Raw genomic sequence first — 25,551 nt, forward strand, 5'->3', positions numbered from 1 at the left:
CGGCAAAACTGCGCCAGACTATAGCCAGTTCAGGCGAAAAGCCAATTTAGCCCATGCCGGGCGCGTCTACAGTCAGTGAAGATCCCGTCCAGACATGGCTAATGAAACGAACGTCCCACACGTAAAACCGACCACCCTCGAAGGCTGGGTCAAGCTGCTCGACAGCGTCCGGCTGCCCGTGCCGCAAGAGGCTCACGACAAGGTGTGCCGCGCGATCCGTGACAACCGCAGTTCGCTGCGCGACATCGCCGACCTGATGCAGGACAGCCCGGCACTGGCCTTGAGCATCATCCGTGAGGCGAATCGTCACACCCACGGCACCCTGGCCGCTGCGGCGGAAAATCTCGAGGTGGCGATCAACCGTCTGGGCCTGGCGCGTACCGAAGAATTGCTCGCGCGCCTGCCGGTCGAACCGCAGATGCAAATCCCCAAAGCCCTGCGCCAACTGCAAATGATCAGCCAGCACGCCACACAACAGGCCAACGGTTTTTTTGCCAGTCGCCTCGCGCGCCTGTGGCAGGACATTCATTGGGGCAGCCTGTTGTTTCTGTCGCCGTTATGGCCGCTGGCGCTGACGTTTCCCGAGTTGCTCGAAGAGTGGGAGCTGCGGGTGATCCACAAGGGCGAATCGGCGCTGGTGGTCGAGAAGCAACTGTTTGGCGTACGCCTGCTGAAGATCGCCGAGGCACTGGTACAGGTCTGGCACCTGCCGATCTGGGTGCAGCAAGGCTATAAACTGCTGCTCAGCGAACAGCGCGAACTGGTGAAAGTGCTGCGTATCGCCCGCGACAGCGAGCATCCGCTGCGCCAGCAGAATCGCCTTGATGACGATCCGACTTTGCGCCGCTGGCTCAATCAACCGGCCAACACCGTATTGCTGGCCAACGGTCTGGCGCTCTCGGCGCAACAGGCCTGGGACAGTCCGCACAGCGAGCGCTGGCAGTACCTGACCAGCCTTTATCTGCAAATCTCGATGGATGAAGTGCAGCAGCAGTTGCACCAGCAAGCCGCCAACAGTGCGCGCCAGCATGCCATGCCCGATCTGTGGCACCCGGCCGTTTCATTATTGTGGCCGTGGGGTACCCATCGCTTGCCGGCCGGGATGCTGCCAGCGGCCGCGCCGAATGCCGAGGACCTGACGCAATGGCGCCGACAATGCGCCGAACTGCTGGCCGAGCCGAGCCGCTTCACCAACGCCATGAGCCTGACCGTCGCCGCGCGCGATGCGCTGGTCGCCAGCGGCATGCGTCGGGTGATGATTCTGATGGCCGACCGCACGCAGTCCAATCTGCGCGTACACCAGACCTTCGGTTTACCGAAGGAAGCCGCCGCGCTGAATTTTGTCGTCAGTCAGAGCAAAGTCCTGCAACGGTTACTCGCGCAGCAGGCACAAGTACGGATCAACCCCGAGAACAACGCACAGTTTTCCGCATTGTTGCCGCCGGGCCTGCGTTCGCTGTTCCGTGGCGAGCACCTGTTCCTGCGCTCACTGGTCAATAACGGCCGGGTGATCATGATCGTCGTGGCCGATCAGGGCGGCGGGCCGTTCGCCGACATCACCGTGCAGGCATTCGGCAAAACTGCACAATGCATCGAGAAAGCCCTGCACAGCTTTAGCAGCCGTGGCCGATGAGGCTGCGCTACAATCCCCCCCTTTGTGCTCTGGAGACCTCACATGTCTGACTTCTCTGGCTTGCCGCTCGTCATCGAGCCGAGCGACCTGCTCCCGCGTCTCGATTCCCCTGAACTGATTCTGGTGGATCTGACCAGCCCTGCCCGTTATGCCGAAGGTCATCTTCCCGGCGCACGCTTTGTCGACCCCAAGCGCACCCAGCTCGGCCAGCCGCCGGCGCCGGGGCTGCTGCCGGCCAAAGCCGATCTGGAGGCGTTGTTCGGTGAGCTGGGGCATCGCCAGGATGCGGTCTACGTGGTCTACGACGACGAGGGCGGCGGTTGGGCCGGACGTTTCATCTGGCTCCTGGATGTGATCGGTCACGACAAATACCACTATGTCGACGGCGGTCTCCCGGCGTGGCTGGAAGCGGGCATGCCGATGTCGATACAGGTGCCGCCTGCGGTGGGCGGCCCGGTGGCGCTGACCCTGCACGAAGGGCCGACGGCAACCCGCGAATACCTGCAAAGCCGTCTCGGCGCCGCCGATCTGGCGATCTGGGACGCACGCGGGCCGCTGGAATATTCCGGTGAGAAAGTCCTGGCCGCCAAGGGTGGACACATCCCCGGCGCCGTGAACTTCGAGTGGACCGCCGGCATGGACAAGGCGCGTCAGCTGCGGATCCGCACGGACATGCCGCAGATCCTCGAAGACCTCGGGATCACCAAGGACAAAGAAATCATTACCCACTGCCAGACCCATCACCGGTCGGGCTTCACTTATCTGGTGGCCAAGTCCCTCGGTTATCCGCGGGTCAAGGGCTACGCCGGTTCCTGGGGCGAATGGGGCAACCACCCTGATACGCCTGTCGAGATTCAAGGTTCTAAGGACAACTAATGAAAGAGCGTCTGTTTATCCTCAGCCAGTACCTGCTGCCTCATCACCTGCTGTCGCGTCTGGCCGGCTGCATTGCCGAGTGCCGCGTGCGCTGGTTCAAGAATGCCTTCACCCAGTGGTTCGCCAAGCGTTATCAGGTGGACATGTCGCAAGCGCTGGTCGAAGACCTGACCGCCTACGAGCACTTCAACGCGTTCTTCACCCGTGCCCTGAAAGACGGCGCGCGGCCACTGGACCAGACCCCGGGCGCGATCCTCAGCCCGGCCGACGGTGCGGTCAGCCAGCTCGGCCCGATCGAACACGGTCGCGTGTTCCAGGCCAAGGGCCATAGCTTCAGCGTGCTGGAACTGCTCGGCGGTGATGCGGCGAATGCCGCACCGTTCATGGGCGGCGACTTCGCCACCATTTACCTGTCGCCGAAGGATTACCACCGCGTGCACATGCCGCTGGCCGGCACCCTGCGCGAAATGGTCTACATCCCGGGTCGGATTTTCTCGGTCAACCAGACCACCGCGGAAAACGTGCCGGAACTGTTCGCCCGCAACGAACGTGTGGCGTGCATTTTCGACACCGAGCGCGGGCCGATGGCTGTGGTGCTGGTGGGTGCGATGATCGTCGCTTCGATTGAAACCGTATGGGCCGGTCTGGTGACCCCGCCGAAGCGCGAGCTGAAAACCTTCCGCTACGACGAAGCTGCCCGTGCGCCGATTCATCTGGAAAAAGGTGCTGAACTGGGACGCTTCAAGCTGGGTTCGACCGCGATCGTGCTGTTTGGCCCGGATCAGGTGAAATGGGCTGAAGAGTTGGTCGCCGGTTCGCCAGTACAAATGGGCCAGGCTCTGGCACTGCCAAACGCCTGATACATCGGCGCCCCCTGTAGGAGCTGCCGCAGGCTGCGATCTTTTGACTTTGTTTTTAAAAACCAGGATCAAAAGATCGCAGCCTGCGGCAGCTCCTACCGGTTGAAGGCCGACATGCTCATTTGCTGCTATGGTTTTTGGCATGAGCCAGACCATCTCCCCCCCGCTGCTGAGCGCTCCGATTCCCACGCAGTCGCGCCTGTCGTTCTGCGAAGCCACCCCGCGCGACCTCAAGCGCTGGATCGCCGGCCTGCCCAAGGCGAACATCGGCGAAACCGCCCGCCAGTTGTACCAAGGCCTGGGCGAACTCAATCAATTGCTGACCCCGAGTGACAATCGCCTGCAACTGCTGGAGCTGCTGCGTCCCGAGGTGTATTTCGTCTGCCAGCATCTGGAACGGCACTTCCTGCATCAGGCGATCATGCTCGATGACCGTTCGCGCAAGATCAGCAACCTGTGTCAGGCGCTGCAAAGTCAGTTGGCCATCGGTTACAAACAGATCGTGCTGCGCATCGTGCCCAAGTACCACAAGGATCGTGCGGCGCTGGTCAGTCAGGCCCTGCAACGCGCTGCGCATGCGCTCAAGGGACAACTGCTGCGCGCCGCGCAGCTGTATAGCCCGGCGCCGGAACAACTGTGGTTCGAGCTGCATCAGTTGTATCGCTGCGCCTGCGGCTTGCAACTGCAGCAGCGTCGGGTGCACGACGACCTGGCGAGCCTGACCACCGAGCTGAGCCTGGAGCAGACCTACATCGCCGCGCTGCTGCTGGGCAGCGCTCGTTGCAACCAACTGCGGCAGAACCAGATCGCCCGACTGGCTGAGGTGCTGGAGCCGTGGAGCGCCCTGCTCAGACTGCATCCCGGCAGCCCGGACGACGGGCTGTTCGCCATCAGCGCCGATCTGGACACCGGCCCGCGCTACCGCAGCATGTTTCGCCAAGAACAACAGGGCACCCTGCTCGGCGTCAATCCGCAGCCGCTGGTGAATGTCATCGAAGCGCATTTACTGCATCAGGAAACATCGACGCCACTGCCCGTCCCGTCGGGACTGAGCCTCGACACCCTGCAGCATCTGCACGCCAGTTGGGGCCAGACCGCCGAGCGCAGTTTTCAGCGCACCCCCGGCCAAGGCAACCTGACCGTGTGCGTAGGCATGAGCGCCCTGCACTTCTACCTGGGAGGCGAACGCACTTTCAGTGAGTTGCTCAAGCATCCCGGCGCCCGCGCGGCGAACTTCAGCCGCGCGGTGGCCAAGGGCGAAAAAGACAGTTGGAGCCAGGCATTCGACGCCGCCCCGCAAAACAGCGCTGAGGAATTTCTGCCGTACGAAGAGATTCAGTACGACCATATCGGCGAAGACGACAGCACAGCCGACCACACTCCGCACTACCCGACTTACACCTTGCCGGTGATCAACCATAGCCCCGGAGGTTATTGCCTTGGCTGGCCGAACGAAGTGCCCGCCGAGTTGCAGGCCGGGGAAATGGTCGGGATTCAGGACAGCTCGAATCAAGGCTGGAGCATTGCGGTGGTGCGCTGGATTCGTCAGGTACGCGGTGGCGGACCGCAAATGGGCCTTGAGCTGGTGGCGCCGCACGCCGAGCCCTGCGGTTTGCAACTGGTGCGTTCGCGGGACGATCACAGCCACTACTTGCGAGGCCTGCTGCTGCCCGAGATCAGTGCCATCGACTTGCCCGCGACCTTGCTGGCCCCGCGCCTGCCGTTTCAGGAAGGCAATAAAGTGCTGATCAACACCCATGGCGAAGAACACCGCGCCGGACTGGATCGACGAGTGGCGAGCACGCACAGTTTCAATCAGTTTGCCTATCGCTCGCTGGAGACCGTACGCAATGGCGGGGGCGAGGAGGATTTCGACTCGTTGTGGAAATCGCTTTGAAAGCAAAAGATCGCAGCCTGCGGCAACTCCTACAGGAAAACGCGTATTCCAGTGTAGGAGCTGCCGCAGGCTGCGATCTTTTGATCTTTAATTACAACTGCCCGTCGCGATCGCGAAAGCCCAGCAGATACAGCACGCCATCCAGTCCCAGCGTGGAGATCGCCTGTTTGGCCGATTGCTTGACCAGCGGCTTGGCGCGGAATGCCACACCCAGACCGGCAATCGCCAGCATCGGCAGGTCATTCGCACCGTCGCCGACGGCGATGGTCTGCTCCAGGCGCAAACCTTCCTTATGGGCCAGTTCCTTCAGCAGGTCAGCCTTGCGCTGGGCATCGACAATCGGTTCGATCGCCACGCCGGTGCACTTGCCGTCGACCACTTCCAGTTCGTTGGCGAACACGTAGTCGATGCCAAGTTTGGCCTGCAACTGTTTGGCGAAGTACGTGAAGCCGCCGGACAGGATCGCGGTCTTGTAGCCAAGGCGCTTGAGTTCGGCGAACAGGGTTTCCGCGCCTTCAGTCAGGCGCAGCGAGGCGCCGATCGAATCCAGTACGCTGACATCCAGGCCTTTGAGCAACGCCAGACGCTCTTTGAAGCTGGCGCGGAAGTCCAGTTCGCCCGCCATCGCACGCTCGGTGATCGCCGAGACTTGCTCGCCGACACCGGCGGCCTTGGCCAGTTCGTCGATGACTTCGGCTTCGATCAGGGTCGAGTCCATGTCGAACACCGCCAGACGCCGGTTGCGCCGGAACAGCGAATCTTCCTGGAAGGCGATGTCGACGTTCAGTTCCTGCGCGACGCTGAGGAATTCGGCACGCAGCGCCTGCGGATCAGCCGCTTCGCCACGCACGGAGAACTCGATGCAGCCCTTGCCCTTGTCCGCCGGCGTGTCCAGCGGCATGCGACCCGACAGACGGTCGATATGGTCGATGTTCAAGCCATATTTGGCGGTGATCGAGCTGACCGCCTGCAATTGGCCGGCGGTCACTTTGCGGGTCAACAGGGTGACGATGTGGCGTTTCTTGCCCTGATTGCCCACCCATTGCTGGTAATCCTCTTCGGACACCGGGGTGAAACGCACCTGCTGGTCGAGCTCGTAGCCCTTGAACAGGATGTCCTTGAGCACGGCTTTGCCTTGCTCGGAGTCGGGAATCTCGACCAGGATGCCGAACGACAGGGTGTCGTGGATCACCGCCTGACCAATGTCGAGAATGTTCACACCACCTTGTGCCAGAACGCCAGTAATGGCCGCAGTCAGACCCGGACGGTCGACTCCCGTGATGTTAATCAGGACGATTTCGCGCAACGCGCACCCCCGCAACTGGAAAAAAACCGCATTCTACCCACTTTCAGTGACCATCGGGCACCGCGAGCGCTTTGCCGGTCTAGGGCCTGTCGCTATACTGCGCGTCAACTTCACGGACAAAAGAGCCGAGCTCAGTGAACCGGCCCACGCCAGTTAAAACCGATAACTTCTTCCTGCTGATCTTCCGTGCACTGCGTCATCGCCGTGTGCCGATTGCATTGCGCATTGCCAGCCATAACGTGATCCTGGTCGCTCTGGCCCTGGTGATCTATGCCGGGGTGATGGGCTTGCAGTTCAAGCAGGCCATGCACGAGCAGGCCGATGCGCTGGGCGAAAGCCTGACCACGCAGACTGCCACCTCCGCCACTGAACTGTTGGTGTCCAACGACATCCTCAGCCTCAACGTGCTGCTCAACAACCTGACCAAGAACAAGCTGGTGGCACACGCCGCTATCTATAGCGTGGACAACCGCATCCTCGCCGAATCCGGTCAGCGCCCCAAGCACAGCCTGCTGGGCGAAGCCGAGGGCATGTACGAGAGCAAGATCACCTTCCAGGACGTGACTGCCGGGCAACTGCGCATCAGCCTGGACATGGATCAGTTCCAGCAGCCGATGACCATCAGCCTGCAGAGCATGGGCATTCTCAGTGCGATCCTGTTGGCGCTGTCGCTGGCCCTGAGTCTGCGCATGGGCCGCTATCTGTCGACGCCCCTGCTGCAATTGCGCGTCTGGCTGCGCAACATCGACGAATACACTCCGGGTACCGACCGTCAGGACGAGATCGGCGATCTGGCGCGTCAGCTGCACGCCAACTTCGCCCCAGAGCCTGCGCCCAAACCCGAGCCCGAGCCGGAACCCGAGTTCGAAGAAGAGGATGAGCCAGAGTTCGAAGTGCGCAACCTGCGCGACCCGAGCTTTGACGAAACCCGCCCGATGGCTGCGCAAAAACCTGCACCGCGCCATGTGGTCAGCACCGTTGAAGATGATGAAGACGACGACGCTTTTGCTGACCTGCGCGACGAATCGCTGGATGCAGCGCCGCAACCGATCACGCGCAAGGCCACGCCTAGCGTGCCCCAGCACAGCGCGGTACTGGCCGTGCAACTGGGCTCGCAGGAACAACTGCGGCGCCTGCCGCGTGCCCGTCTGGAAGAGTTGCTGGAGCGCTACCGCGATTGCCTCGATCAGGCCGCTTCGCTGTATCAGGGCGAGATCGAAACCCTGAACGACGGCAGCACGCTGATGCTGTTCCACACCGAAGACAGCGGTGACGACTACCTGACCAATGCGATCTGCTGCGGTGAATTGCTGCGGGCGCTGGGCCATCAATTGCAGATCGAAGTCGCCGACAGCGGCATCACCTTGCAATTGCAGCTGGGCCTGACCCTGGGTGAAGACCTGTTCGGTCTGAGCCAGATCGACTTGCTGCTGACCGACTCGGCCCAGGATGCCCTGGCTCTGTCGCAGCACAGCCGCAACCTGCTGCTGGTCGAGCGCAAGATCGGTGACGACGGGCTGATTCGCCAGCGTGCGCGGATCCGTCCGATCGCCAGCCCTGAGGGGGCTTGCTGTGTGGAGCGCTTGATGGAGCCTTATCCGTCGATGCTCGAGCGGCAACTGGCGCGGATGCATGAGCGCCGGGCGTAAGCTTCAGGCCTGATGCACAGAAGCCCGCAGACAAGTGATTGTCTGCGGGCTTTTTTGTTGCCTGTTGAAAAGATCGCAGCCTTCGGCAGCTCCTACAGTGGATTGGCGTAAATCTCTGTAGGAGCTGCCGCAGGCTGCGATCTTTTGGCGTCTGTCCGGGCCTCTTCGCGCGCACTGACGGCAAAGATCTCCAGCCCCCAGACACAACAAAGCCCGCACAAGGCGGGCTCTGGTTTGACGCTGATGCAGACTTAGAAGCGGAACACTTCCATATCGGTACGAATCGGCGAGGCCATCGGGATCTTTGGCTGTTTCTCGGCATCCGCTGCCGGCGCGGCCGGTTTTGGCGCCGCTTTGCGCGGTGCTTCGGCCACCGGCGGCTGGTTGGCCAATGGCTTGAGCGCCACCGACAACTGCTCGGCCAGACGCTGCAGCAGAATCCCCTGTGCTTGAACCTGCGAAGCCGTGGTCCCGGCATGCAACTCTTGCAGATGAACGATGCGGTTATCGCGTACCTGCCCACGACGGTCGATCAGACGCCATTGCGCATCGAGGATCGCCGGTTGTTTCTGACCGGAATCCAGTCGCGTGATGGTCAGCAATACCTGCACATCGGGCGTGAAGCCCAACGTCGCGGGTGCCAGCACCACACGCTGGCTGTCCAGATGACCCGCCACCTGTCGCATCAGCAATTGATCGATATCCGACGAAAGGCTGCCCGCCCAGCGACCATCGGTCGAAGCTTGCAGGCTGCCGTCGGGCTGACGCTGCAGCAGGGTTTCTCGTTGCAGGTAATCGGCCACGACGATCGGGCCCAACAAAACCGCCATGCCAGCGCTTTGCGCAGGCTGAACCGGACTTCCGCTGTCCAGTTGATACAGCGACACCGGCTGGTGAACGCTGCAGCCCGCCAGGCCCAAAACGCCAGCGAGCAGGAAAATAAGAGGGCGCAGAGCAGTCATCATCCCGTCCAGGTGGCCGCCACAAGGCTGACCACAGTGAAAATACTCAATAAATATGAAGAACGCTCGGCCACGCCGGCGCTTGGAAAGGCCATATCATCCGTGAATATGCGTTCCGACTCCAGCGCCAAAGCGTCGATCTACGCGTTAAATCGTAGTTCGACGCCTCTAGAGGGGCGTTTTCGCCTAATTGAGGTTTTCGACGAGCAGCGCATCCACCCGCTGAAAGCCCCTCGGGAGTTTATTCCCGCGACGTCCACGCTCACCTTTATAGTGTTCGAGGTCGTCGGCCTTCAGCGACAGGGTCCGTTTTCCGGCCTGCAGCACCAAGGTAGCGCCTTCCGGAAGTACGGCGATGTCCGTGACGTATTCTTCGCGACTGGCCACACGTTCACCGGAAATACCGATGATCTTGTTGCCTTTGCCCTTCCCTAATTGTGGCAGATCGCTGATTTTGAAGATTAGCAGGCGACCTTCGGTCGTGACCGAGGCCAGCCAGTTCTGCTCACGATCGGCCACTGGGCGCGGCGCGATGACTTTGGCGTTGTTCGGCAGGCTCAACAGGGCTTTACCGGCCTTGTTTTTGGCTTGCAGGTCTTCACCCTTGACTACGAAACCGTAACCGGCATCGGAGGCGATCACGTACAACGCATCGTCTTCGGGCATCAGCACGCATTCGAACGTGGCGCCGGGCGGCGGGGTCAGACGACCGGTCAACGGCTCCCCCTGGCCTCGAGCCGACGGCAAGGTGTGCGCGGCCACCGAATAACTGCGGCCGGTAGAATCGATAAACACCGCAAACTGGTTGGAGCGCCCCGCCGCCGAGGTCTTGAAGCCATCGCCAGCCTTGTACGACAGGCCGGTGGCGTCGATGTCGTGACCCTTGGCCGAGCGGATCCAGCCCTTCTCGGACAGCACGACGGTGACCTTCTCGTTCGGCAGCAGATCGTGTTCGGTCAGCGCCTTGGCTTCGGCACGCTCGACGATCGGCGAACGACGATCATCACCGTAGGTTTCAGCGTCTTTCAGCAGCTCGGTGCGCACCAGCTTCTTCAGCTTGGCTTCGCTGCCCAGCAAGGCTTGCAACTTGGCCTGTTCCTTGAGCAGTTCGTCCTGCTCGTCGCGCAGCTTCATCTCTTCCAGGCGCGCCAACTGCCGCAGCCGGGTGTCGAGGATGTAGTCGGCCTGGATTTCGCTGAGGGCGAAGCGCTCGATCAGCTTGGCTTTCGGATGCTCCTCGGTGCGGATGATGTGGATCACTTCATCCAGATTGAGGTAAGCGATCAACAAACCGTCCAACAGGTGCAGGCGGCGCTCGACCTTGTCGAGGCGGAATTGCAGGCGACGACGCACGGTCAGTACGCGGAACTCCAGCCATTCGACCAGCAAGGCGCGCAGGTTCTTCAGCTGCGGCTTGCCATCCAGACCGATGATGTTGACGTTGACCCGGTAGGTCGATTCCAGCTCGGTACTGGCGAACAGGTGCTGCATCAGCGCTTCGTGATCGACGCGGCTGTTGACCGGAATGATCACGATGCGGCACGGGTTTTCGTGGTCGGATTCGTCACGCAGGTCGGCGATCTGCGGCGCTTTCGACGGCTTGGCCTGCATCAGCGCGGCGATCTGTTCCAGCACCTTGGCCCCGGAGACCTGGTGCGGCAACGCGGTGACGATGATGTCGCCGTCCTCGACGTGGTACACGGCGCGCATGCGCACCGAGCCCTTGCCGGTTTCGTACATTTTCAGCAGGTCGGCGCGCGGGGTGATGATTTCCGCTTCGGTCGGATAGTCCGGGCCTTGAATGTGTTCGCAGAGCTGTTCGACCGTGGCTTTCGGCTCATCGAGCAGGCGCACGCAAGCGGTAGCGACTTCGCGCAGGTTGTGCGGCGGTACGTCGGTGGCCATGCCGACAGCAATGCCGGTGGTGCCGTTGAGCAGGATGTTCGGCAAACGTGCCGGCAGAACCAAGGGTTCCTGCAAGGTGCCGTCGAAGTTCGGCCCCCAGTCGGCCGTGCCCTGGCCCAACTCGCTGAGCAGCACTTCGGAATAGCGCGACAGGCGCGCTTCGGTATAACGCATGGCGGCGAAGGACTTCGGATCGTCCGGCGCACCCCAGTTACCCTGACCGTCAACCAGCGTGTAGCGATAGCTGAACGGCTGAGCCATCAGCACCATCGCTTCGTAGCACGCCGAGTCGCCGTGCGGGTGGAACTTGCCGAGCACGTCACCGACGGTACGCGCCGATTTCTTGTGCTTGGAATCGGCGTCCAGCCCCAGCTCGCTCATGGCGTAGACGATACGCCGCTGTACCGGTTTCAGACCGTCGCCGATATGCGGCAGGGCACGGTCCATGATCACGTACATGGAGTAGTTGAGGTAGGCATTTTCGGTGAAGTCAGCCAGCGAGCGGCGTTCTACACCGTCCAGGCTGAGATCAAGGGAGTCGCTCATGCGGGCCTCATCGGTTCGTTGTCTGGCGCAGCAGCATGGTGCCACCGCGCTGGGTGAATTCAAGTTTGTTCAGGGCGCTCATGCCGAGCAGCACCTGATCGCCATGCAGCCCCGGCGCCACCAGTGCGCGGACGTCCCGCAGCACGATGTCGCCCAGTTGCAGGCGCTCGATCTTTGTCCGGTAGCCCTGGCTCAGGCCGTTGGCCGTGCTCAGGGTCACACCGAAACCTTCTTCCAGTTTCAAGCGTTTGGCCAGATCCGCCGGGATCGCCACATCGGTGGCGCCGGTGTCGAGCATGAACTCCACCGGCTCACCGTTGATCTGGCCACTGGCGACGAAATGCCCTTGGGCATTGCCCGCCAGTTTTACTTCGACCACGCCGTCATGCTGCTCGGACGTGACCACCACGTTCGGATTCTGCTGACGTTCTTCCCACTGGCCGAAAAACCGCGTGGCCAGAAACAGCCCCGCACACCAGGCCAGAATCATCAACACCCGGCCGGCGCGTTTGCCCGGCGGTTGCTGACTCACGGTTTGGCGCTCCAGCCACCTTCAGGCGCGGCGAAGCGCCAGACGATCGGCCGAACCTCACCGTCAGCCCGCGGGCCGAAATTATTGTCGACGCCGACCCACGCCCCCTCCGCATCAACGATCAGCGCTTCTTCCAACCCGAAGTTCTGCGAATAACGGCGGTTGGCCTGCAACAGTTCAGCAGCGTACGACCAGCAACGCTCGACCTTGGCAGTCTGCGCATCGCGTCGACAAATCTGGAAGGCGTTGCGTTCAAGGGTAAACAATTTGCCGTTGAACAATGAAAGGTCGGAAAAGTCGCGGTCGACCGCTTTGGCGTGCGGGAACTGCGGCGGCTGCATCTCCTTGCCGCCCTCGCTGAGCAACACGCAACGACCGTCGCAATCCCACACGGTCTGCTGACGCTTGATCAGCAGCAAGCCACGGTTTTGCCGCTCGCCGGCCAGCCACATCTGATCGCCCGCCGGGTTGATCGCCAGACCTTCGAAGATCGCGTTGAAATGCAGGAGCATGCCACTGGCACGTGCTTCGCGAACCATCATCGGCGAAATCTTGAGCCAGTTGACCGGGCCGCTGACGGGCACCTGCAAGACCGCCGCGTGGCCCTCGCTGACAATGTAGCGATTGCCGGCGCTGTCGCAGCTGATGCCTTCGAAATCCAGGTCGCCACCGCGCACGAACGACGCGGCCCAATTGCGCGAGCGCAATCCCCACGGCAATCCGGTCTCCGGCACTGGCGGCACGTCGATGTGCAAGGCTTCGGCCTGCCAGGCTTGATCGGCGGTGTTGAGTCGATAGATCTGGTCGTCATCACGGTCCGACACCGCCCACAACTCGCTGCCACACATGGCCAGCCCCGACAGGTTGCCGCCGCGCATGCCGTCGACCGGGTGTTCGGAGAGCACCCGCAACTCCTGCAGCGGTTCGGCCGACACGCTCATCGCACTCAGCAGCAAGGCACCCGCCAAGGCCCAGCCAAAACGCATCAGGCCAGCACCTCGGCGAGGTTGCCCTTGGATTCGAGCCAGGTCTTGCGGTCACCGGCGCGTTTCTTCGCCAGCAGCATGTCCATCATTTCCGAGGTTTGGGCAAAATCGTCGCCCAGTGTCAGCTGCACCAGACGCCGGGTGTTCGGGTCCATGGTGGTTTCGCGCAGCTGCGGCGGGTTCATTTCACCCAGGCCTTTGAATCGGGTGACCTGCGGCTTGCCGCGTTTCTTCTCGGCCACCAGACGGTCGAGAATCCCGTCGCGCTCGGCTTCGTCGAGGGCGTAGTAGATCTCTTTGCCGAGGTCGATGCGGTACAGCGGCGGCATTGCCACGTAGACGTGCCCGGCATCCACCAGCGGGCGGAAGTGCTGGACAAACAGCGCACACAGCAGCGTGGCGATGTGCAAACCGTCGGAGTCGGCGTCGGCGAGGATGCAGATCTTGCCGTAGCGCAGCTGGCTCATGTCCGTGGCGCCCGGATCGACACCGATGGCCACGGCAATGTTGTGCACTTCCTGGCTCGCCAGCACTTCGCTGCCGTCGACTTCCCAGGTGTTGAGGATCTTGCCGCGCAACGGCAGGATCGCCTGGAATTCCTTGTCCCGCGCTTGCTTGGCGGAACCGCCGGCGGAATCACCTTCGACCAGGAACAGCTCGGAGCGCATCGGATCCTGACCCGCGCAGTCGGCCAGTTTGCCCGGCAGCGCAGGGCCCTGGGTAACGCGCTTGCGCTCGACTTTCTTGCTCGCCTTGAGGCGACGACCGGCGTTGTTGATCGCCAGTTCGGCCAGCGCCAGACCGGTTTCCGGATTGGCGTTGAGCCACAGACTGAAAGCGTCCTTGACCACGCCGGAAACGAACGCCGCCGCTTCACGGGACGACAGACGCTCTTTGGTCTGGCCGGAGAACTGCGGTTCCTGCATCTTCATCGACAGCACGAAAGCGATGCGTTCCCAGACGTCTTCCGGCGCCAGCTTCACGCCGCGTGGCAGCAGGCTGCGGAATTCGCAGAACTCGCGCATCGCGTCGAGCAGGCCCTGACGCAAACCGTTGACGTGAGTGCCGCCCTGCGCCGTCGGGATCAGGTTGACGTAGCTTTCCTGCACCGCGTCGCCACCTTCCGGCAGCCACAGCAGCGCCCAGTCCACCGCTTCTTTATTACCGGCCAGGCTGCCGCAGAACGGCTCGTCCGGCAGGCGTTCGAATTCGCTGACCGCGTCCACCAGGTAGGAGCGCAGGCCGTCTTCGTAATGCCACTCGACTTTCTCACCGGTACCTTTGTCCTCGAAGCTGACCAGCAGGCCCGGGCACAACACCGCCTTGGCCTTGAGCACGTGCTTGAGGCGGCTGATGGAGAATTTCGGTGAATCGAAGTATTTCGGATCCGGCGCGAAGTACACGCTGGTGCCGGTGTTGCGCTTGCCGACGGTGCCGACGATTTCCAGCTCAGTGGCCTTGAAGCCATCCTTGAAGGTCATCTGGTATTCGTTGCCGTCACGCTTCACGCGCACCCGGACTTCGGTCGACAAAGCGTTGACCACGGAAATACCCACCCCGTGCAGACCGCCGGAGAACTGGTAATTCTTGTTGGAAAACTTGCCGCCCGCATGCAGCTTGGTGAGGATCAGCTCGACACCCGACACACCCTCTTCCGGGTGAATGTCGACCGGCATGCCGCGTCCGTCGTCGCTGACCTCCAGCGAGTGATCGGCGTGCAGAATCACCTGCACCGATTTGGCGTGGCCGGCCAGGGCTTCGTCGACACTGTTGTCGATGACTTCCTGGGCGAGGTGGTTCGGCCGACTGGTGTCGGTGTACATGCCGGGGCGTTTGCGCACCGGGTCGAGGCCCGAGAGGACTTCGATGGCGTCGGCGTTATAAGAGCTAGCGCTGGGAGTGGCCATAGGGTCTCGTCGTCAGTGATTCAATGAAAAAGGGGCAAGACTTCACAGTGCGGTGAAATCGATTGCCTGATACAAATCCGCGCCAATGCCGGCAAAACTTAACAACGCCGGCAATTGTTCGGCAAAACCCTGGTAACCATGGTCGCCGCCGGCCTGAATGCGCAGGGCACAGGCCCGGTAATACTGCTGGGCGAGGCGATAATCCAGTGTTTCATCGCCGGTCTGCAACCACACCTGATAACGCTGTGCATTCACCGGCGCCGGCACTTCCAGTTCGGCCAGGGCCGTCACATGGTCGTGGGTCAGTTCCCAGGTCTCATCGGTATACAGGTTTTTCTGCGTGCCCAAATAGCCGTCGAACATCCGGTGCGGGCTGACCGCCGGGTTGACCAGCAGGGCTTTCAAGCCGTGGCGCTCAGCCAGGTGAGTCGCATAGTAGCCGCCGAGTGAGCTTCCCACCAGCAACGGCCGGCCCAGTTCGGCAATCGCCTGCTGCAACTGACCGATGGCTTCACGCGGGTGGTGATGCAGCGCCGGGACACGCAATTGCTCGCTCAAACCCAGCCGTTCCATCACCTCGACCAGCTGACAGGCCTTTTTCGAGGCCGGCGCGCTGTTGAAACCGTGGATATAGAGGATCGAACCGGACATTTGAGCTCCCTGAGTGTCGGCGAAAGATAGCGGAGTTTACAGGGAGTCGCGGTGGGATGGGCCATACAAATGATGTGCATGCCCTGTAGCAATGCTGCCCTCCCGACCCCGCGACCTCCTGTAGGAGCTGCCGAAGGCTGCGATCTTTTGATTTTAAAAACAGGATCAAAAGATCGCAGCCTTCGGCAGCTCCTACAGGGAGTGTCAGTAACCGTTGGAGCCGTAATCGACGGTGAACTCGAAGTCGGTAACGCGCTCGACACCGGTTTCCAGCCGCCCATCCGGCAACAGCCGCAACCAGCGATAGCCCGGGGCCTGTTCGCCGACCTTGAAGTCGTGACTGCCCGGTTCGAACTGGATGCAGGTCGACGGTGAGGCCATCAGCCGCACGCCGTTGCGTTCGCGGTCGATTTCCTGATGTACATGCCCCCACAGCACCGCGCGCGCCTGTGGAAAACGATCGAGCACGTCGAAAAACGCTTCCGGGTTGCGCAAGCCGATCGGCTCCATCCACGGGCATCCGATCGACACCGGATGATGATGGAAACACACCAGATGATGGCGCTCCGGCGCTTCGCTCAACGAACGGGCCAGCAACTGCAACTGATCATCCTGCAGATAACCCGGCACCGAGCCCGGCACCGCCGAATCGAGCAAGGTCACGCGCCAGTTGCCGACATCGACCACCGATTCCAGCAATGCACTTTGCACCGCGGCCTGAGCCATGATTTGCGGTTCATCGTGATTGCCGGGAATCCAGCGCGCCGGCGCATCGATCTGCACGGTCATCTGGCGAAACAGTTGATACGACTCAAGTGTTCCGTCCTGTGACAAATCACCCGTGGCCAGCATCAGGTCAATCCGCGGCTGCTGCTTGAGTACCTGTTCAATGACCTTTTGCAGACTCTCGCGGGTGTTCATGCCCAGCAGCGTGCCGTCCGCCTCGGCGAACAGGTGACTGTCGGATAACTGCACCAGCAACGCCGGATCGGCGGTGGTCAATGTGGATACGCTCGGCAAGGCGTTCTCCCAGGGCAAAAGCACGGAATCGGTTGAGTGCCGCAATTATGCTGGGGGATGGCGCAAAGGGGAAACCGGCGAACCGGACGCAGTTCACAACTAGCGTACGACTTCGTACTCGTGCCCCAGGGCCAGGCAATGGCTCAGCCATTCCCCCAGGAACAGATTGAGCTGGGCCTTTTCATCCGGCTGATGCATCGCGGCGTTCGGGTAAGGATAGATGCCACGAAAGCGTCGTGCATGTTCGGCGCTGATCACCTCGGCCATGCGCGCATCGTGATAGACCTGCACCTCCAGTTGCGGCACCGGCAACCACGGCAGACTGTGCTCCTGGCGCACCTGCAAAGTGGTGGTGTACGGGCAGGTCTGCAGCACTTCGAGGGCCAGCACGCCGAGCATCTGCTCGCCCTGAGTCACGGCGATGCGCCGCGCTTCGGGGTCGTTGCGCATGTCCGGCACCAGTCGCATCAGGCGCGCGTAGTTGGCCTCGCAGGCGGCTTGCAGGCCCGCAAGGTCAACTCGATAACGATCGCGCAGCTTGTTTACGACCATAACCCCCTCACTTCGGCGCGGTTCAGCGCCAGCCATTGCAAGGCGATGATGCTCGCCGCATTGGCAATGCGTCCGTCACGGACGGCCTGCAAGGCATCTTCAAAGGCCCAGACCGTAACGCGGATATCTTCTGCTTCTTCCTCCAGCCCGTGCAGGCCGCCTACGCCGTCGGTGCTGCAGTGCCCCAGGTACAAATGCACGAACTCGTTGCTGCCGCCCGGCGACGGAAAATATTTGGTCATCGGCCACAGGGCCTTGATGTCCAGTCCAGCTTCCTCCTGTGCCTCGCGGTGAGCAACTTCTTCCGGCACTTCAACTTTGTCGATCAGACCGGCGACCAGCTCAACCAGCCACGGGTTGTCGGTCTTGCCCATGGCCCCGACGCGAAACTGCTCGAGCAGCACCACTTCGTCACGCTGCGGATCGTACGGCAGCAGGCACACGGCATCGTGGCGCACGAAGACTTCGCGGTTGATCTCGCGGCTCATGCCGCCGGCGAACAGCTCATGGCGCAGGTGCAAACGGTCGAGCTTGTAGAAGCCCTCGTAGCAGCGCTCGCGCTTTACGACGTCGACGTTGGCCGGAGTGGCGTTGGCAAAATCTGTCATGAGCATCCTCTCTTACTGCAAATCCCGATACGAGGTGCCTTGTGGTGACCGGCAACCTCGACTTCGCGCCATCCTAACGCGCCGGTGATGATTGATGCAGCCCCTTTACCGCCAGCGGGATGGACGGTGGCGGCGAAACCCACTCTAATTAGCTTAGTGGCGAACTGACTGCTTCGGCGAGAGTCGAAGCGGATAACTTTTTGCCTTCCCCTGCTTCAGAAAGGACGCCCATGTCGCTTTTCAAAATTGCCTCCGTGGCCGCCATCGCCCTGACTCTGGGCGCCTGCGCCAACCTGTTCCAGCCCAACTACCGCACGCCGCTGGACACCACCCGCGACGCCTCGGAAACCCTGAAACCCGGCTGTTCCAACCCCGATTGTCCGCTGGTGAATATCGATACCGTGCACTTCGCGGCCGAGCCTGCACTGGACGGCATTATCGAAAAGCGCCTGCTGCAAATGACCCGCACCGAGCAGAACGCAGCGGTCGCGCCAACCCTGGCGGCCTATCGTGATCAATTCCTGCGCACCGCCGGCCCGCGCAACAGCAGCTATCTGCAGGCCAAGGTACGCGAGCAGCATGACGGCTTGGTGATCATCGAACTGTCGAGCTACCTCGACACCGGCGGCGCCCATGGCACCCCGGGGCGCGGCTTCATCAACTACTCGCGTCAGCAGCACAAGGTGCTGAACCTGTCGGACATGTTGCTGCCGGGTCAGGAAGACGCGTTCTGGAAGGCTGCGCAGGTGGCGCACAACAGCTGGCTGATCAGCACCAAGCTCGATCAGGAAGCGGATTTCGTGAAGAGCTGGCCGTTCGTGAAAACCCCGAACGTGGCGCTGACCTACGGTGGCGTGATCCTCAAGTACGACGTGAGCACCATCGCGCCTTACGCACTGGGCCACGTCGAACTGAAGATTCCTTACCCGCGTCTGAACGGCATCCTCAAACCCGAGCTGTTTCCCGGCCGTAACTGAAAGCCCGGCCCAGCACCAGTTGCAACAGCCCTGCCAGCACCAGTGCCGGCAGGGTCGCGCCGACATCCGGATACAGATTCGCCAGCAAGTGGTAGGTGCTGATCCCGCCCAGCCACGCCAACAGCGCCGGCCAGCGCAATGCGGCTGACGCCACGTGGGCGCTGCGCTTACGCAGGATGAAGTGATCCACCAGCACTACGCCGAACAGCGGCGCGAACACCGAGCCGATCAGCAACAGGAAGTTCTGGTACTGCGCCAAGGGCGCCAGCAGTGCAATCAGAGTGCAGATCACGCCGATGGCCAAGGCCAGATGCTCGACCTTCAAACGCAACAGAATCCCGCTGGAAACCGCTGCCGAATGAATGTCGGCGAAAGCGTTTTCCGACTCATCCAGCAGAATCAGCAACAGCGGAATGCCCAGACCGGCCCCGGCCAGTGCCAGCAGCAACGCATTGACCTCACCGCTTGGCGCAAACGCCAAGGTGTAGGCCACGCCGAGGCTCATCAACCAGAAGTTGCCGACGAAGAAACCGATCGCCGTGCCGCCGAATACGTTTTTCGCGCGCTTGCCGAAACGCGAGTAATCGGCGATCAGCGGCAGCCACGACAGCGGCATCGCGATGGCAATATCGAAGCCCACGGCAAACGGCATCGAACCGTCCCCCGCACGCGCCCAGAGTGCCGCCAGATCAGCCTTGGCGAACAGATTCCAGGTCAGCCAGATGCACGCCGCCAGGATCAGCCAGATACCCCATTTGCGCAGGATCTTGCGCACGAACGTCAGCGGCCCGCTGACTGCGAGCAAGGTCGCCAGCGCACCGAAGCACAACGTCCAGAGCATCGGGCTGGCCCACAGCGAACCTTCGCTGAACGCGCGAGTGCCGAGCAGGCTGGCGGCATCGCGCATGACGATGATTTCGAACGACCCCCAACCGATCAGTTGCAAAAGGTTGAGCAGTGCCGGCAGGCTCGCGCCTTTGCTGCCGAGGCTCAGTTTAAGCGCGGCCATCGATGACAGGCCGGTGTCGCTGCCGATCACGCCGACGGCGGCCAGCAGCAACACGCCAACCAGCGTGCCGAGGAAGATCGCCAACAGCGAGCCGGAGAGGCCCAGACCGGGCGCGAGCAACGCGCCGGTCTGCAACACCATCAGGCCGATGCCGAGGGAGAACCACAGGGAAAACAGATCGCGACCGCCAAATACTCGCTTGTCGGCGGATACGGCGAGGTCGGGGGAATAAGTGCCGGGTTGAATGCTCAAGGTGTTATCTCAGAGGGACATTTGTTGTTGTGTGTGATCAAGCTGGCCCACTTGTGGCGAGGGGATTCATCCCCGATGGGCTGCGAAGCAGCCCCAAAACCTGAGAACGCGGTCCATCTGAAGGACCCGGTTCTCAAAATTGCGACTGCTGCGCAGTCGATCGGGGATAAATCCCCTCACCACAAAAGATCAGTCAGGGATCAGACTTTTTTATACAGCTGACTGCCTTCCTTCTTGAACCGTTCGGCCTGTTCCGCCAGGCCCTGGGCGACGTCCACGTCGACCGCGTCGATCCGCTGGTTGGCCGCGTATTCGCGGACTTCCTGAGTGATCTTCATCGAGCAGAACTTCGGCCCACACATCGAACAGAAATGCGCGACCTTGGCCGAATCCTTCGGCAGGGTTTCGTCGTGATACGAACGCGCGGTGTCCGGGTCCAGACCGAGGTTGAACTGGTCTTCCCAACGGAATTCGAAACGCGCCTTGCTCAAGGCGTTGTCACGAATCTGCGCGCCCGGGTGTCCTTTGGCCAAGTCCGCTGCGTGGGCGGCGATCTTGTAGGTGATGATCCCGGTCTTCACGTCATCCTTGTTCGGCAGGCCCAAGTGCTCCTTCGGTGTCACGTAGCAGAGCATCGCGCAACCGAACCAGCCGATCATTGCCGCACCGATACCCGAGGTGATGTGGTCGTAACCCGGGGCGATGTCGGTGGTCAGCGGGCCAAGGGTGTAGAACGGCGCCTCGTCACAGCACTCCAGCTGCTTGTCCATGTTCTCTTTGATCAACTGCATCGGCACGTGGCCTGGGCCTTCGATCATGCACTGCACGTCGTGTTTCCAGGCGATCTTGGTCAGCTCGCCGAGGGTCTCCAGCTCGCCGAATTGCGCTTCGTCGTTGGCGTCGGCAATCGAGCCCGGACGCAGGCCATCGCCCAGCGAGAAGCTGACGTCGTAGGCCTTCATGATTTCGCAGATTTCGTCGAAGTGGGTGTAGAGGAAGTTCTCTTTGTGGTGCGCCAGGCACCACTTGGCCATGATCGAACCGCCACGGGAAACGATCCCGGTCACGCGCTTGGCGGTCAGCGGCACGTAGCGCAACAGCACGCCGGCGTGGATGGTGAAGTAGTCGACGCCCTGCTCGGCCTGCTCGATCAGCGTGTCGCGGAACAGCTCCCAGGTCAGGTCTTCAGCGACGCCGTTGACCTTCTCCAGCGCCTGATAGATCGGCACGGTGCCGATCGGCACCGGCGAGTTGCGGATGATCCACTCGCGGGTTTCGTGGATGTGCTTGCCGGTAGACAAGTCCATGACCGTGTCCGAACCCCAGCGAATGCCCCAGGTCAGTTTCGCCACTTCTTCTTCGATGGAAGAACCCAACGCGCTGTTGCCGATGTTGCCGTTGATCTTCACCAGGAAGTTACGGCCGATGATCATCGGTTCCAGTTCGACGTGGTTGATGTTGGCCGGAATGATCGCGCGACCACGGGCGATCTCTTCGCGGACGAACTCAGGGGTGATTTCTTTCGGGATGCTCGCGCCGAAGCTGTGGCCGGCGTGTTGCTGAGTCAACAGGCCGGCGGCGCGGGCCTCTTGCAGCTTCATGTTTTCGCGGATGGCGACGTATTCCATCTCGGCGGTGATGATGCCTTTGCGCGCGTAGTGCATCTGGCTGACGTTGGCCCCGGCCTTGGCGCGGCGCGGGTTGTTGACGTGGGCAAAACGCAGTTTGGTCAGCTCCGGGTCCGCCAGACGTTCCTGACCGAAGTTGGAGCTCAGGCCTGGCAGACGCTCGGTGTCGCCACGGTCGTCGATCCACGCCGAACGCACGTCGCCCAGACCTTTGCGCACGTCGATCACTACATTCGGATCGGTGTACGGGCCCGAGGTGTCGTAGACGGTGACCGGCGCGTTGATTTCGCCGCCGAAGTCGGTCGGCGTCACATCGAGGGTGATTTCGCGCATCGGCACGCGGATGTCCGGGCGCGAGCCCTGAACGTAGACTTTTTGCGAACGGGTGAACGGCTGAACCGACTGCTCATCGACCTTGGCCGAGTCACTCAGGTTGATCGCGTTTTTAGATTTTGTAGTCATCACGGGCTCTCCAGACAGCATCCAGGCAGTGGATTGTCGGAGCAGAACCTGAAAGGCACGGACGCACCAGGACTGGTGCTGTGCATCGTCGTCGAGCGTTCGATTGTCGAACAATTTCCCGGACGAAGCACAAGAGGACTCGCCGGGTGACGAGAAATCTTGTTCCCTACGCAGGCGCTAACCTGATCAGGTTCAACGGGATCCGAAATTATTCGATCTCAGCCTCATAGCAAGGCACCCCGACAAGAACCCGGCCAGTCTAGACACAACCGGCAAAGAACGCCAACACCGCGGCAAACACCATGATGAATGGCGCAATTACCGGGACTTGCAGGATTGTTGCCGCACGTTTGCACAACTACACTCGCTTTGCCCTGCGCACCTTGACGCTGTCAGGGCCGCGCCGTAGCCTTGGCGCGCACATTATTTTCGTAATATTTTTGCTAGGGATCGCCTCATGCTGCGCAAACTTTCACTGGCTCTTGCCGTGTCTTGTGCGTCCAACGCAATGGCCTGGGCAGCAGAAGCGCCCTTGTCGACCAAGACCGATCTGGTCAGCGTCTATCAGGAAGCCGTCGACAACAACGCCGATCTGGCCGCCGCCCGCGCCCAGTACGGCGCGCAGAAAGAAGTGGTGCCACAGGCCCGTGCCGGCTTGCTGCCGAACCTGTCCGGCGGCGCCGAAGTGGCGGATGTGCGCACCTCGATCGACCAGCCTTCAGCCATTGCCAATCGCAGCGCACACTCCTATCAGGCGACCCTGGCCCAGCCCTTGTTCCGTGCCGACCGCTGGTTCCAGTACCAGGCCGCCAAGGACGTCAACGAACAGGCCGCCCTGCAACTCTCGGCCAGCGAACAGAACCTGATCCTGCAATCAGCCGAAAGCTACTTCAACGTGCTGCGCAGTCAGGACAACCTGGCTTCGACCAAGGCAGAAGAAGCCGCGTTCAAGCGTCAGCTCGACCAGTCCAACGAGCGCTTCGATGTCGGCCTGTCGGACAAGACCGACGTCCTGCAATCACAAGCCAGCTACGACACCGCGCGTGCCAACCGGATCGTTGCCCAGCGTCAGGTCGACGATGCCTTCGAAGCGCTGATCACCCTGACCAACCGTCAGTACAACTCGATTCAGGGCATCGTCCATACGTTGCCGATCCTGCCGCCGACACCCAACGACGCCAAGGCCTGGGTCGACACCGCCGCCAAACAGAACCTCAATCTGCTGGCGAGCAACTTTGCGGTCAGCTCCGCCGAACAGACCCTCAAGCAGCGCAAGGCCGGCCACTTGCCGACCCTCGACGCCGTGGCCAAATACGAAAAGGGTGACAACGACGCCCTCGGCTTCGCCAACCCTAACGCCTTCGGCACGCCGTACGGTGGCAACGTCGATCAACGCACGCTGGCGTTGCAACTGAACATTCCGATCTACAGCGGCGGGCTGACCAGTTCGCAAGTGCGCCAGTCCTATGCGCAACTGGATCAGAGCGAACAGCAGCGCGAAGCCCTGCGCCGGCAGATCGTCGAAAACACCCGCAACCTGCACCGCGCGGTGAACACCGATGTCGAGCAGGTACAGGCGCGGCGCCAGTCGATCATTTCCAACCAGAGCGCGGTGGAAGCCACGGAAATCGGTTATCAGGTGGGGACGCGCAACATCGTCGACGTGCTCGATGCTCAGCGTCAGCTGTACACCTCGGTGCGCAACTACAACAACACCCGTTACGACTACATCCTCGACAACCTGCGCTTGAAGCAGGCGGCGGGGACGTTGAATCCGGGTGATCTGGAAGACCTGCGACGTTATTTGAAGGCCGACTACAACCCGGACAAGGATTTCCTCCCGCCGGATCTGGCCAAAGCCGCCGAAGCACAGCTCAAGGCACGGCCGTAAACAATCTGAATAAATCCCCTGTGGCGAGGGGATTTATCCCCGATTCGACTGCGCAGCAGTCGTAAACCCGGCTTACCCGATCTGACTGAATCACCGAGGTGAATGGTTTGGGGGCTGCTGCGCAACCCATCGGGGATAAATCCCCTCGCCACAATGTTCCAGGCGACTATTTGATCAACCGGCCCAGCCCATCCAGCAGCCGCTGCAACGCTCCCTGATTACGGCGCATCACCGCCAGTCCCGCCTCGGCCATGCGCTGGGCATCGCGCGGCAATTCGAACAGGCGCTGCACTTCCACCGCCAGCCCTTCGGCATCATCCACTTCAGCCAATGCCCCGGCTTCACGCAATTGCGCGGCGATGTCGAGGAAGTTGAACAGGTGCGGGCCGCTGAGCACTGGTTTTGCCAACGCTGCTGGCTCCAGCAGATTGTGTCCACCGTTCGGCACCAGACTGCCGCCAACGAAGGCGCTGTCCGCCAACGCGTAAAGAAACAGTAATTCGCCCATGGTGTCGCCGAGCAGCACCGCGGTGTTTGCCTCGACATTGGCACCGGTGGAACGACGCACCGTGGCAAAGCCTTCTCGCTGGCATAACTCGAACACCGAATTGAAACGCTCGGGATGACGCGGCACCAAAATCAGCAACGCATTCGGGTAGTTCGCCAGCAGGCGACGATGGGCGTCGAGCACCACTTCGTCTTCGCCTTCGTGGGTGCTGGCGGCGATCCACACCGGGCGTTCCAAGGCCTGCCATTGGCCGCGCAACTCATGGGCGCGCTGCAGCAGTTGCGGGTCGATGGTCAGGTCGAACTTGATCGAACCGGTGACCTCGACCGTCTGCGGTCGCGCGCCGAGATCTCGGAAGCGCTGGGCTTCAGCCTCGGTCTGCACCGCGAAAAAACTCATTTCAGCGAGCATCGGCGCGGTCAGCTTGCTGAAGCGCCCATAGCCCCGCGCCGAACGCTCGGACAAACGACCGTTAGCCAGCGCCACCGGAATCCCGCGTTTGGCACACTGATGAATGTGGTTGGGCCACAGTTCGGTTTCCATGATCACCGCGAGTTTCGGTTTGGCGTGATCAAGAAAACGCGCCGCTGCGCACGGCAAGTCGTATGGCAGATAGCAATGCTGGATGCGCGGCTCGCTGGCGAACAGCGCCTGAATCCGCTCCGATCCGGTCGGGGTCATGCAGGTCACGGTGATCGGCAGCTGTGGATAACGTTGCAGCAAGGCGCGAATCATCGGTGCAGCAGCGATGCTCTCTCCCACCGATACCGCATGCACCCAGATGCCTCCGGGTCGCAGTGACGGCATGCCATAAGAGAAGCGCTCGCCAATCCGTTTGGCATACGCCGGAGCCTTGCGCGAGCGCAGCCACAGCCGAATTGCCACCAATGGCAGCCCCAGGTAAAACAGCGCGGTGTAGAGAGTTCTATTCATG

At 61.6% G+C, this 25,551-nt stretch carries 20 protein-coding genes and 1 riboswitch; of the genes, 7 read left to right on the top strand and 13 right to left on the bottom strand.

Annotation, left to right across the window (positions count from 1 at the left end):
- Positions 1 to 94: 94 nt before the first annotated feature.
- The 4 genes from AB1J88_RS18080 (at position 95) to AB1J88_RS18095 (ending at position 5,266) form a co-directional block, all read left to right on the top strand.
- A complete protein-coding gene (locus tag AB1J88_RS18080; RefSeq protein WP_041065740.1) occupies positions 95 to 1,633 on the top strand; it encodes an HDOD domain-containing protein in 1,539 nt (512 codons plus the stop codon).
- 42 nt (positions 1,634 to 1,675) lie between these two features.
- Positions 1,676 to 2,509, top strand: a complete 834-nt coding sequence (gene rhdA / locus AB1J88_RS18085) for a thiosulfate sulfurtransferase (protein ID WP_047290968.1) — start codon at positions 1,676 to 1,678, stop codon at positions 2,507 to 2,509.
- Positions 2,509 to 3,369 carry an archaetidylserine decarboxylase gene (gene asd / locus AB1J88_RS18090; protein WP_041065746.1) on the top strand — a complete coding sequence of 287 codons (861 nt, stop codon included), beginning with the start codon at positions 2,509 to 2,511 and terminating at the stop codon, positions 3,367 to 3,369. Before rhdA ends, asd begins: the two co-directional genes overlap by 1 nt.
- 142 nt (positions 3,370 to 3,511) lie before the next feature.
- Positions 3,512 to 5,266: a molecular chaperone gene (locus AB1J88_RS18095; RefSeq protein ID WP_430291634.1), complete on the top strand. Its 1,755-nt coding sequence runs from the start codon at positions 3,512 to 3,514 to the stop codon at positions 5,264 to 5,266.
- A gap of 91 nt (positions 5,267 to 5,357) precedes the next feature.
- Here AB1J88_RS18095 and serB read toward each other — a convergent pair whose 3' ends face one another.
- Positions 5,358 to 6,572 (bottom strand): phosphoserine phosphatase SerB, encoded by a 1,215-nt coding sequence (gene serB, locus AB1J88_RS18100; RefSeq protein ID WP_007967407.1) that lies wholly within the window; start codon positions 6,570 to 6,572, stop codon positions 5,358 to 5,360.
- A 134-nt stretch (positions 6,573 to 6,706) separates the two neighbouring features.
- On the opposite strand from serB, the gene AB1J88_RS18105 reads away from it, so the two are divergent.
- On the top strand, positions 6,707 to 8,221 hold the full coding sequence (locus AB1J88_RS18105) for an AhpA/YtjB family protein (RefSeq protein WP_041065751.1): 1,515 nt from the start codon (positions 6,707 to 6,709) through the stop codon (positions 8,219 to 8,221).
- Positions 8,222 to 8,472: 251 nt separating this feature from the next.
- Here the strand turns inward: AB1J88_RS18105 and AB1J88_RS18110 are convergent, their stop codons facing one another.
- The 9 genes from AB1J88_RS18110 to AB1J88_RS18150 all read right to left on the bottom strand — a co-directional run bounded on the left by AB1J88_RS18110 (position 8,473) and on the right by AB1J88_RS18150 (position 17,890).
- Positions 8,473 to 9,183, bottom strand: coding sequence for a PqiC family protein (locus AB1J88_RS18110; RefSeq protein ID WP_041065754.1), 711 nt, complete (start codon positions 9,181 to 9,183; stop codon positions 8,473 to 8,475).
- A 186-nt stretch (positions 9,184 to 9,369) separates the two neighbouring features.
- Positions 9,370 to 11,634: a DNA topoisomerase IV subunit A gene (gene parC, locus AB1J88_RS18115; RefSeq protein WP_003221074.1), complete on the bottom strand. Its 2,265-nt coding sequence runs from the start codon at positions 11,632 to 11,634 to the stop codon at positions 9,370 to 9,372.
- Between the two features lie 7 nt (positions 11,635 to 11,641).
- Positions 11,642 to 12,166 (bottom strand): retropepsin-like aspartic protease family protein, encoded by a 525-nt coding sequence (locus tag AB1J88_RS18120; protein WP_041065757.1) that lies wholly within the window; start codon positions 12,164 to 12,166, stop codon positions 11,642 to 11,644.
- Complete coding sequence (locus AB1J88_RS18125) at positions 12,163 to 13,152, bottom strand: esterase-like activity of phytase family protein (protein ID WP_430291636.1); 990 nt, start codon at positions 13,150 to 13,152, stop codon at positions 12,163 to 12,165. Before AB1J88_RS18125 ends, AB1J88_RS18120 begins: the two co-directional genes overlap by 4 nt.
- Complete coding sequence (parE, locus tag AB1J88_RS18130; RefSeq protein WP_414904256.1) at positions 13,152 to 15,059, bottom strand: DNA topoisomerase IV subunit B; 1,908 nt, start codon at positions 15,057 to 15,059, stop codon at positions 13,152 to 13,154. The genes AB1J88_RS18125 and parE overlap by 1 nt, the downstream gene beginning before the upstream one ends.
- Before the next feature lie 42 nt (positions 15,060 to 15,101).
- The gene (locus AB1J88_RS18135) at positions 15,102 to 15,710 is read right to left on the bottom strand and encodes a YqiA/YcfP family alpha/beta fold hydrolase (protein ID WP_430291637.1); all 609 of its coding nucleotides are present in this window, start codon (positions 15,708 to 15,710) and stop codon (positions 15,102 to 15,104) included.
- 204 nt (positions 15,711 to 15,914) lie between these two features.
- Entirely contained in the window at positions 15,915 to 16,730 is an 816-nt protein-coding gene (gene cpdA, locus AB1J88_RS18140) for a 3',5'-cyclic-AMP phosphodiesterase (RefSeq protein WP_430291639.1), read from the bottom strand.
- 99 nt (positions 16,731 to 16,829) lie between these two features.
- Positions 16,830 to 17,282, bottom strand: coding sequence for a DUF1249 domain-containing protein (locus AB1J88_RS18145; protein WP_007967395.1), 453 nt, complete (start codon positions 17,280 to 17,282; stop codon positions 16,830 to 16,832).
- Positions 17,273 to 17,890 carry an NUDIX domain-containing protein gene (locus AB1J88_RS18150; protein ID WP_041065772.1) on the bottom strand — a complete coding sequence of 206 codons (618 nt, stop codon included), beginning with the start codon at positions 17,888 to 17,890 and terminating at the stop codon, positions 17,273 to 17,275. The genes AB1J88_RS18145 and AB1J88_RS18150 overlap by 10 nt, the downstream gene beginning before the upstream one ends.
- 230 nt (positions 17,891 to 18,120) lie before the next feature.
- On the opposite strand from AB1J88_RS18150, the gene AB1J88_RS18155 reads away from it, so the two are divergent.
- Entirely contained in the window at positions 18,121 to 18,867 is a 747-nt protein-coding gene (locus AB1J88_RS18155) for an RsiV family protein (protein ID WP_430291640.1), read from the top strand.
- Here the strand turns inward: AB1J88_RS18155 and cytX are convergent.
- Together cytX and thiC are read right to left on the bottom strand one after the other, a co-directional pair.
- Positions 18,836 to 20,128, bottom strand: coding sequence for a putative hydroxymethylpyrimidine transporter CytX (cytX, locus tag AB1J88_RS18160; protein WP_108181499.1), 1,293 nt, complete (start codon positions 20,126 to 20,128; stop codon positions 18,836 to 18,838). The two genes, AB1J88_RS18155 and cytX, sit on opposite strands and share 32 nt — an antisense overlap.
- A 200-nt stretch (positions 20,129 to 20,328) precedes the next feature.
- Positions 20,329 to 22,218: a phosphomethylpyrimidine synthase ThiC gene (gene thiC, locus AB1J88_RS18165; protein WP_041065780.1), complete on the bottom strand. Its 1,890-nt coding sequence runs from the start codon at positions 22,216 to 22,218 to the stop codon at positions 20,329 to 20,331.
- A gap of 146 nt (positions 22,219 to 22,364) precedes the next feature.
- Positions 22,365 to 22,470, bottom strand: a riboswitch (TPP riboswitch).
- Between the two features lie 205 nt (positions 22,471 to 22,675).
- Here thiC and AB1J88_RS18170 point away from each other — a divergent pair.
- Entirely contained in the window at positions 22,676 to 24,109 is a 1,434-nt protein-coding gene (locus AB1J88_RS18170; protein WP_041065783.1) for a TolC family outer membrane protein, read from the top strand.
- A 166-nt stretch (positions 24,110 to 24,275) separates the two neighbouring features.
- On the opposite strand, the gene waaA is transcribed toward AB1J88_RS18170, so the two are convergent.
- Positions 24,276 to 25,550 carry a lipid IV(A) 3-deoxy-D-manno-octulosonic acid transferase gene (gene waaA, locus AB1J88_RS18175; protein ID WP_108181498.1) on the bottom strand — a complete coding sequence of 425 codons (1,275 nt, stop codon included), beginning with the start codon at positions 25,548 to 25,550 and terminating at the stop codon, positions 24,276 to 24,278.
- Position 25,551 lies beyond the last annotated feature (1 nt).

This window comes from Pseudomonas sp. S8 (assembly GCF_050473925.1).
In the GTDB taxonomy this organism is placed as follows: domain Bacteria; phylum Pseudomonadota; class Gammaproteobacteria; order Pseudomonadales; family Pseudomonadaceae; genus Aquipseudomonas; species Aquipseudomonas parakoreensis.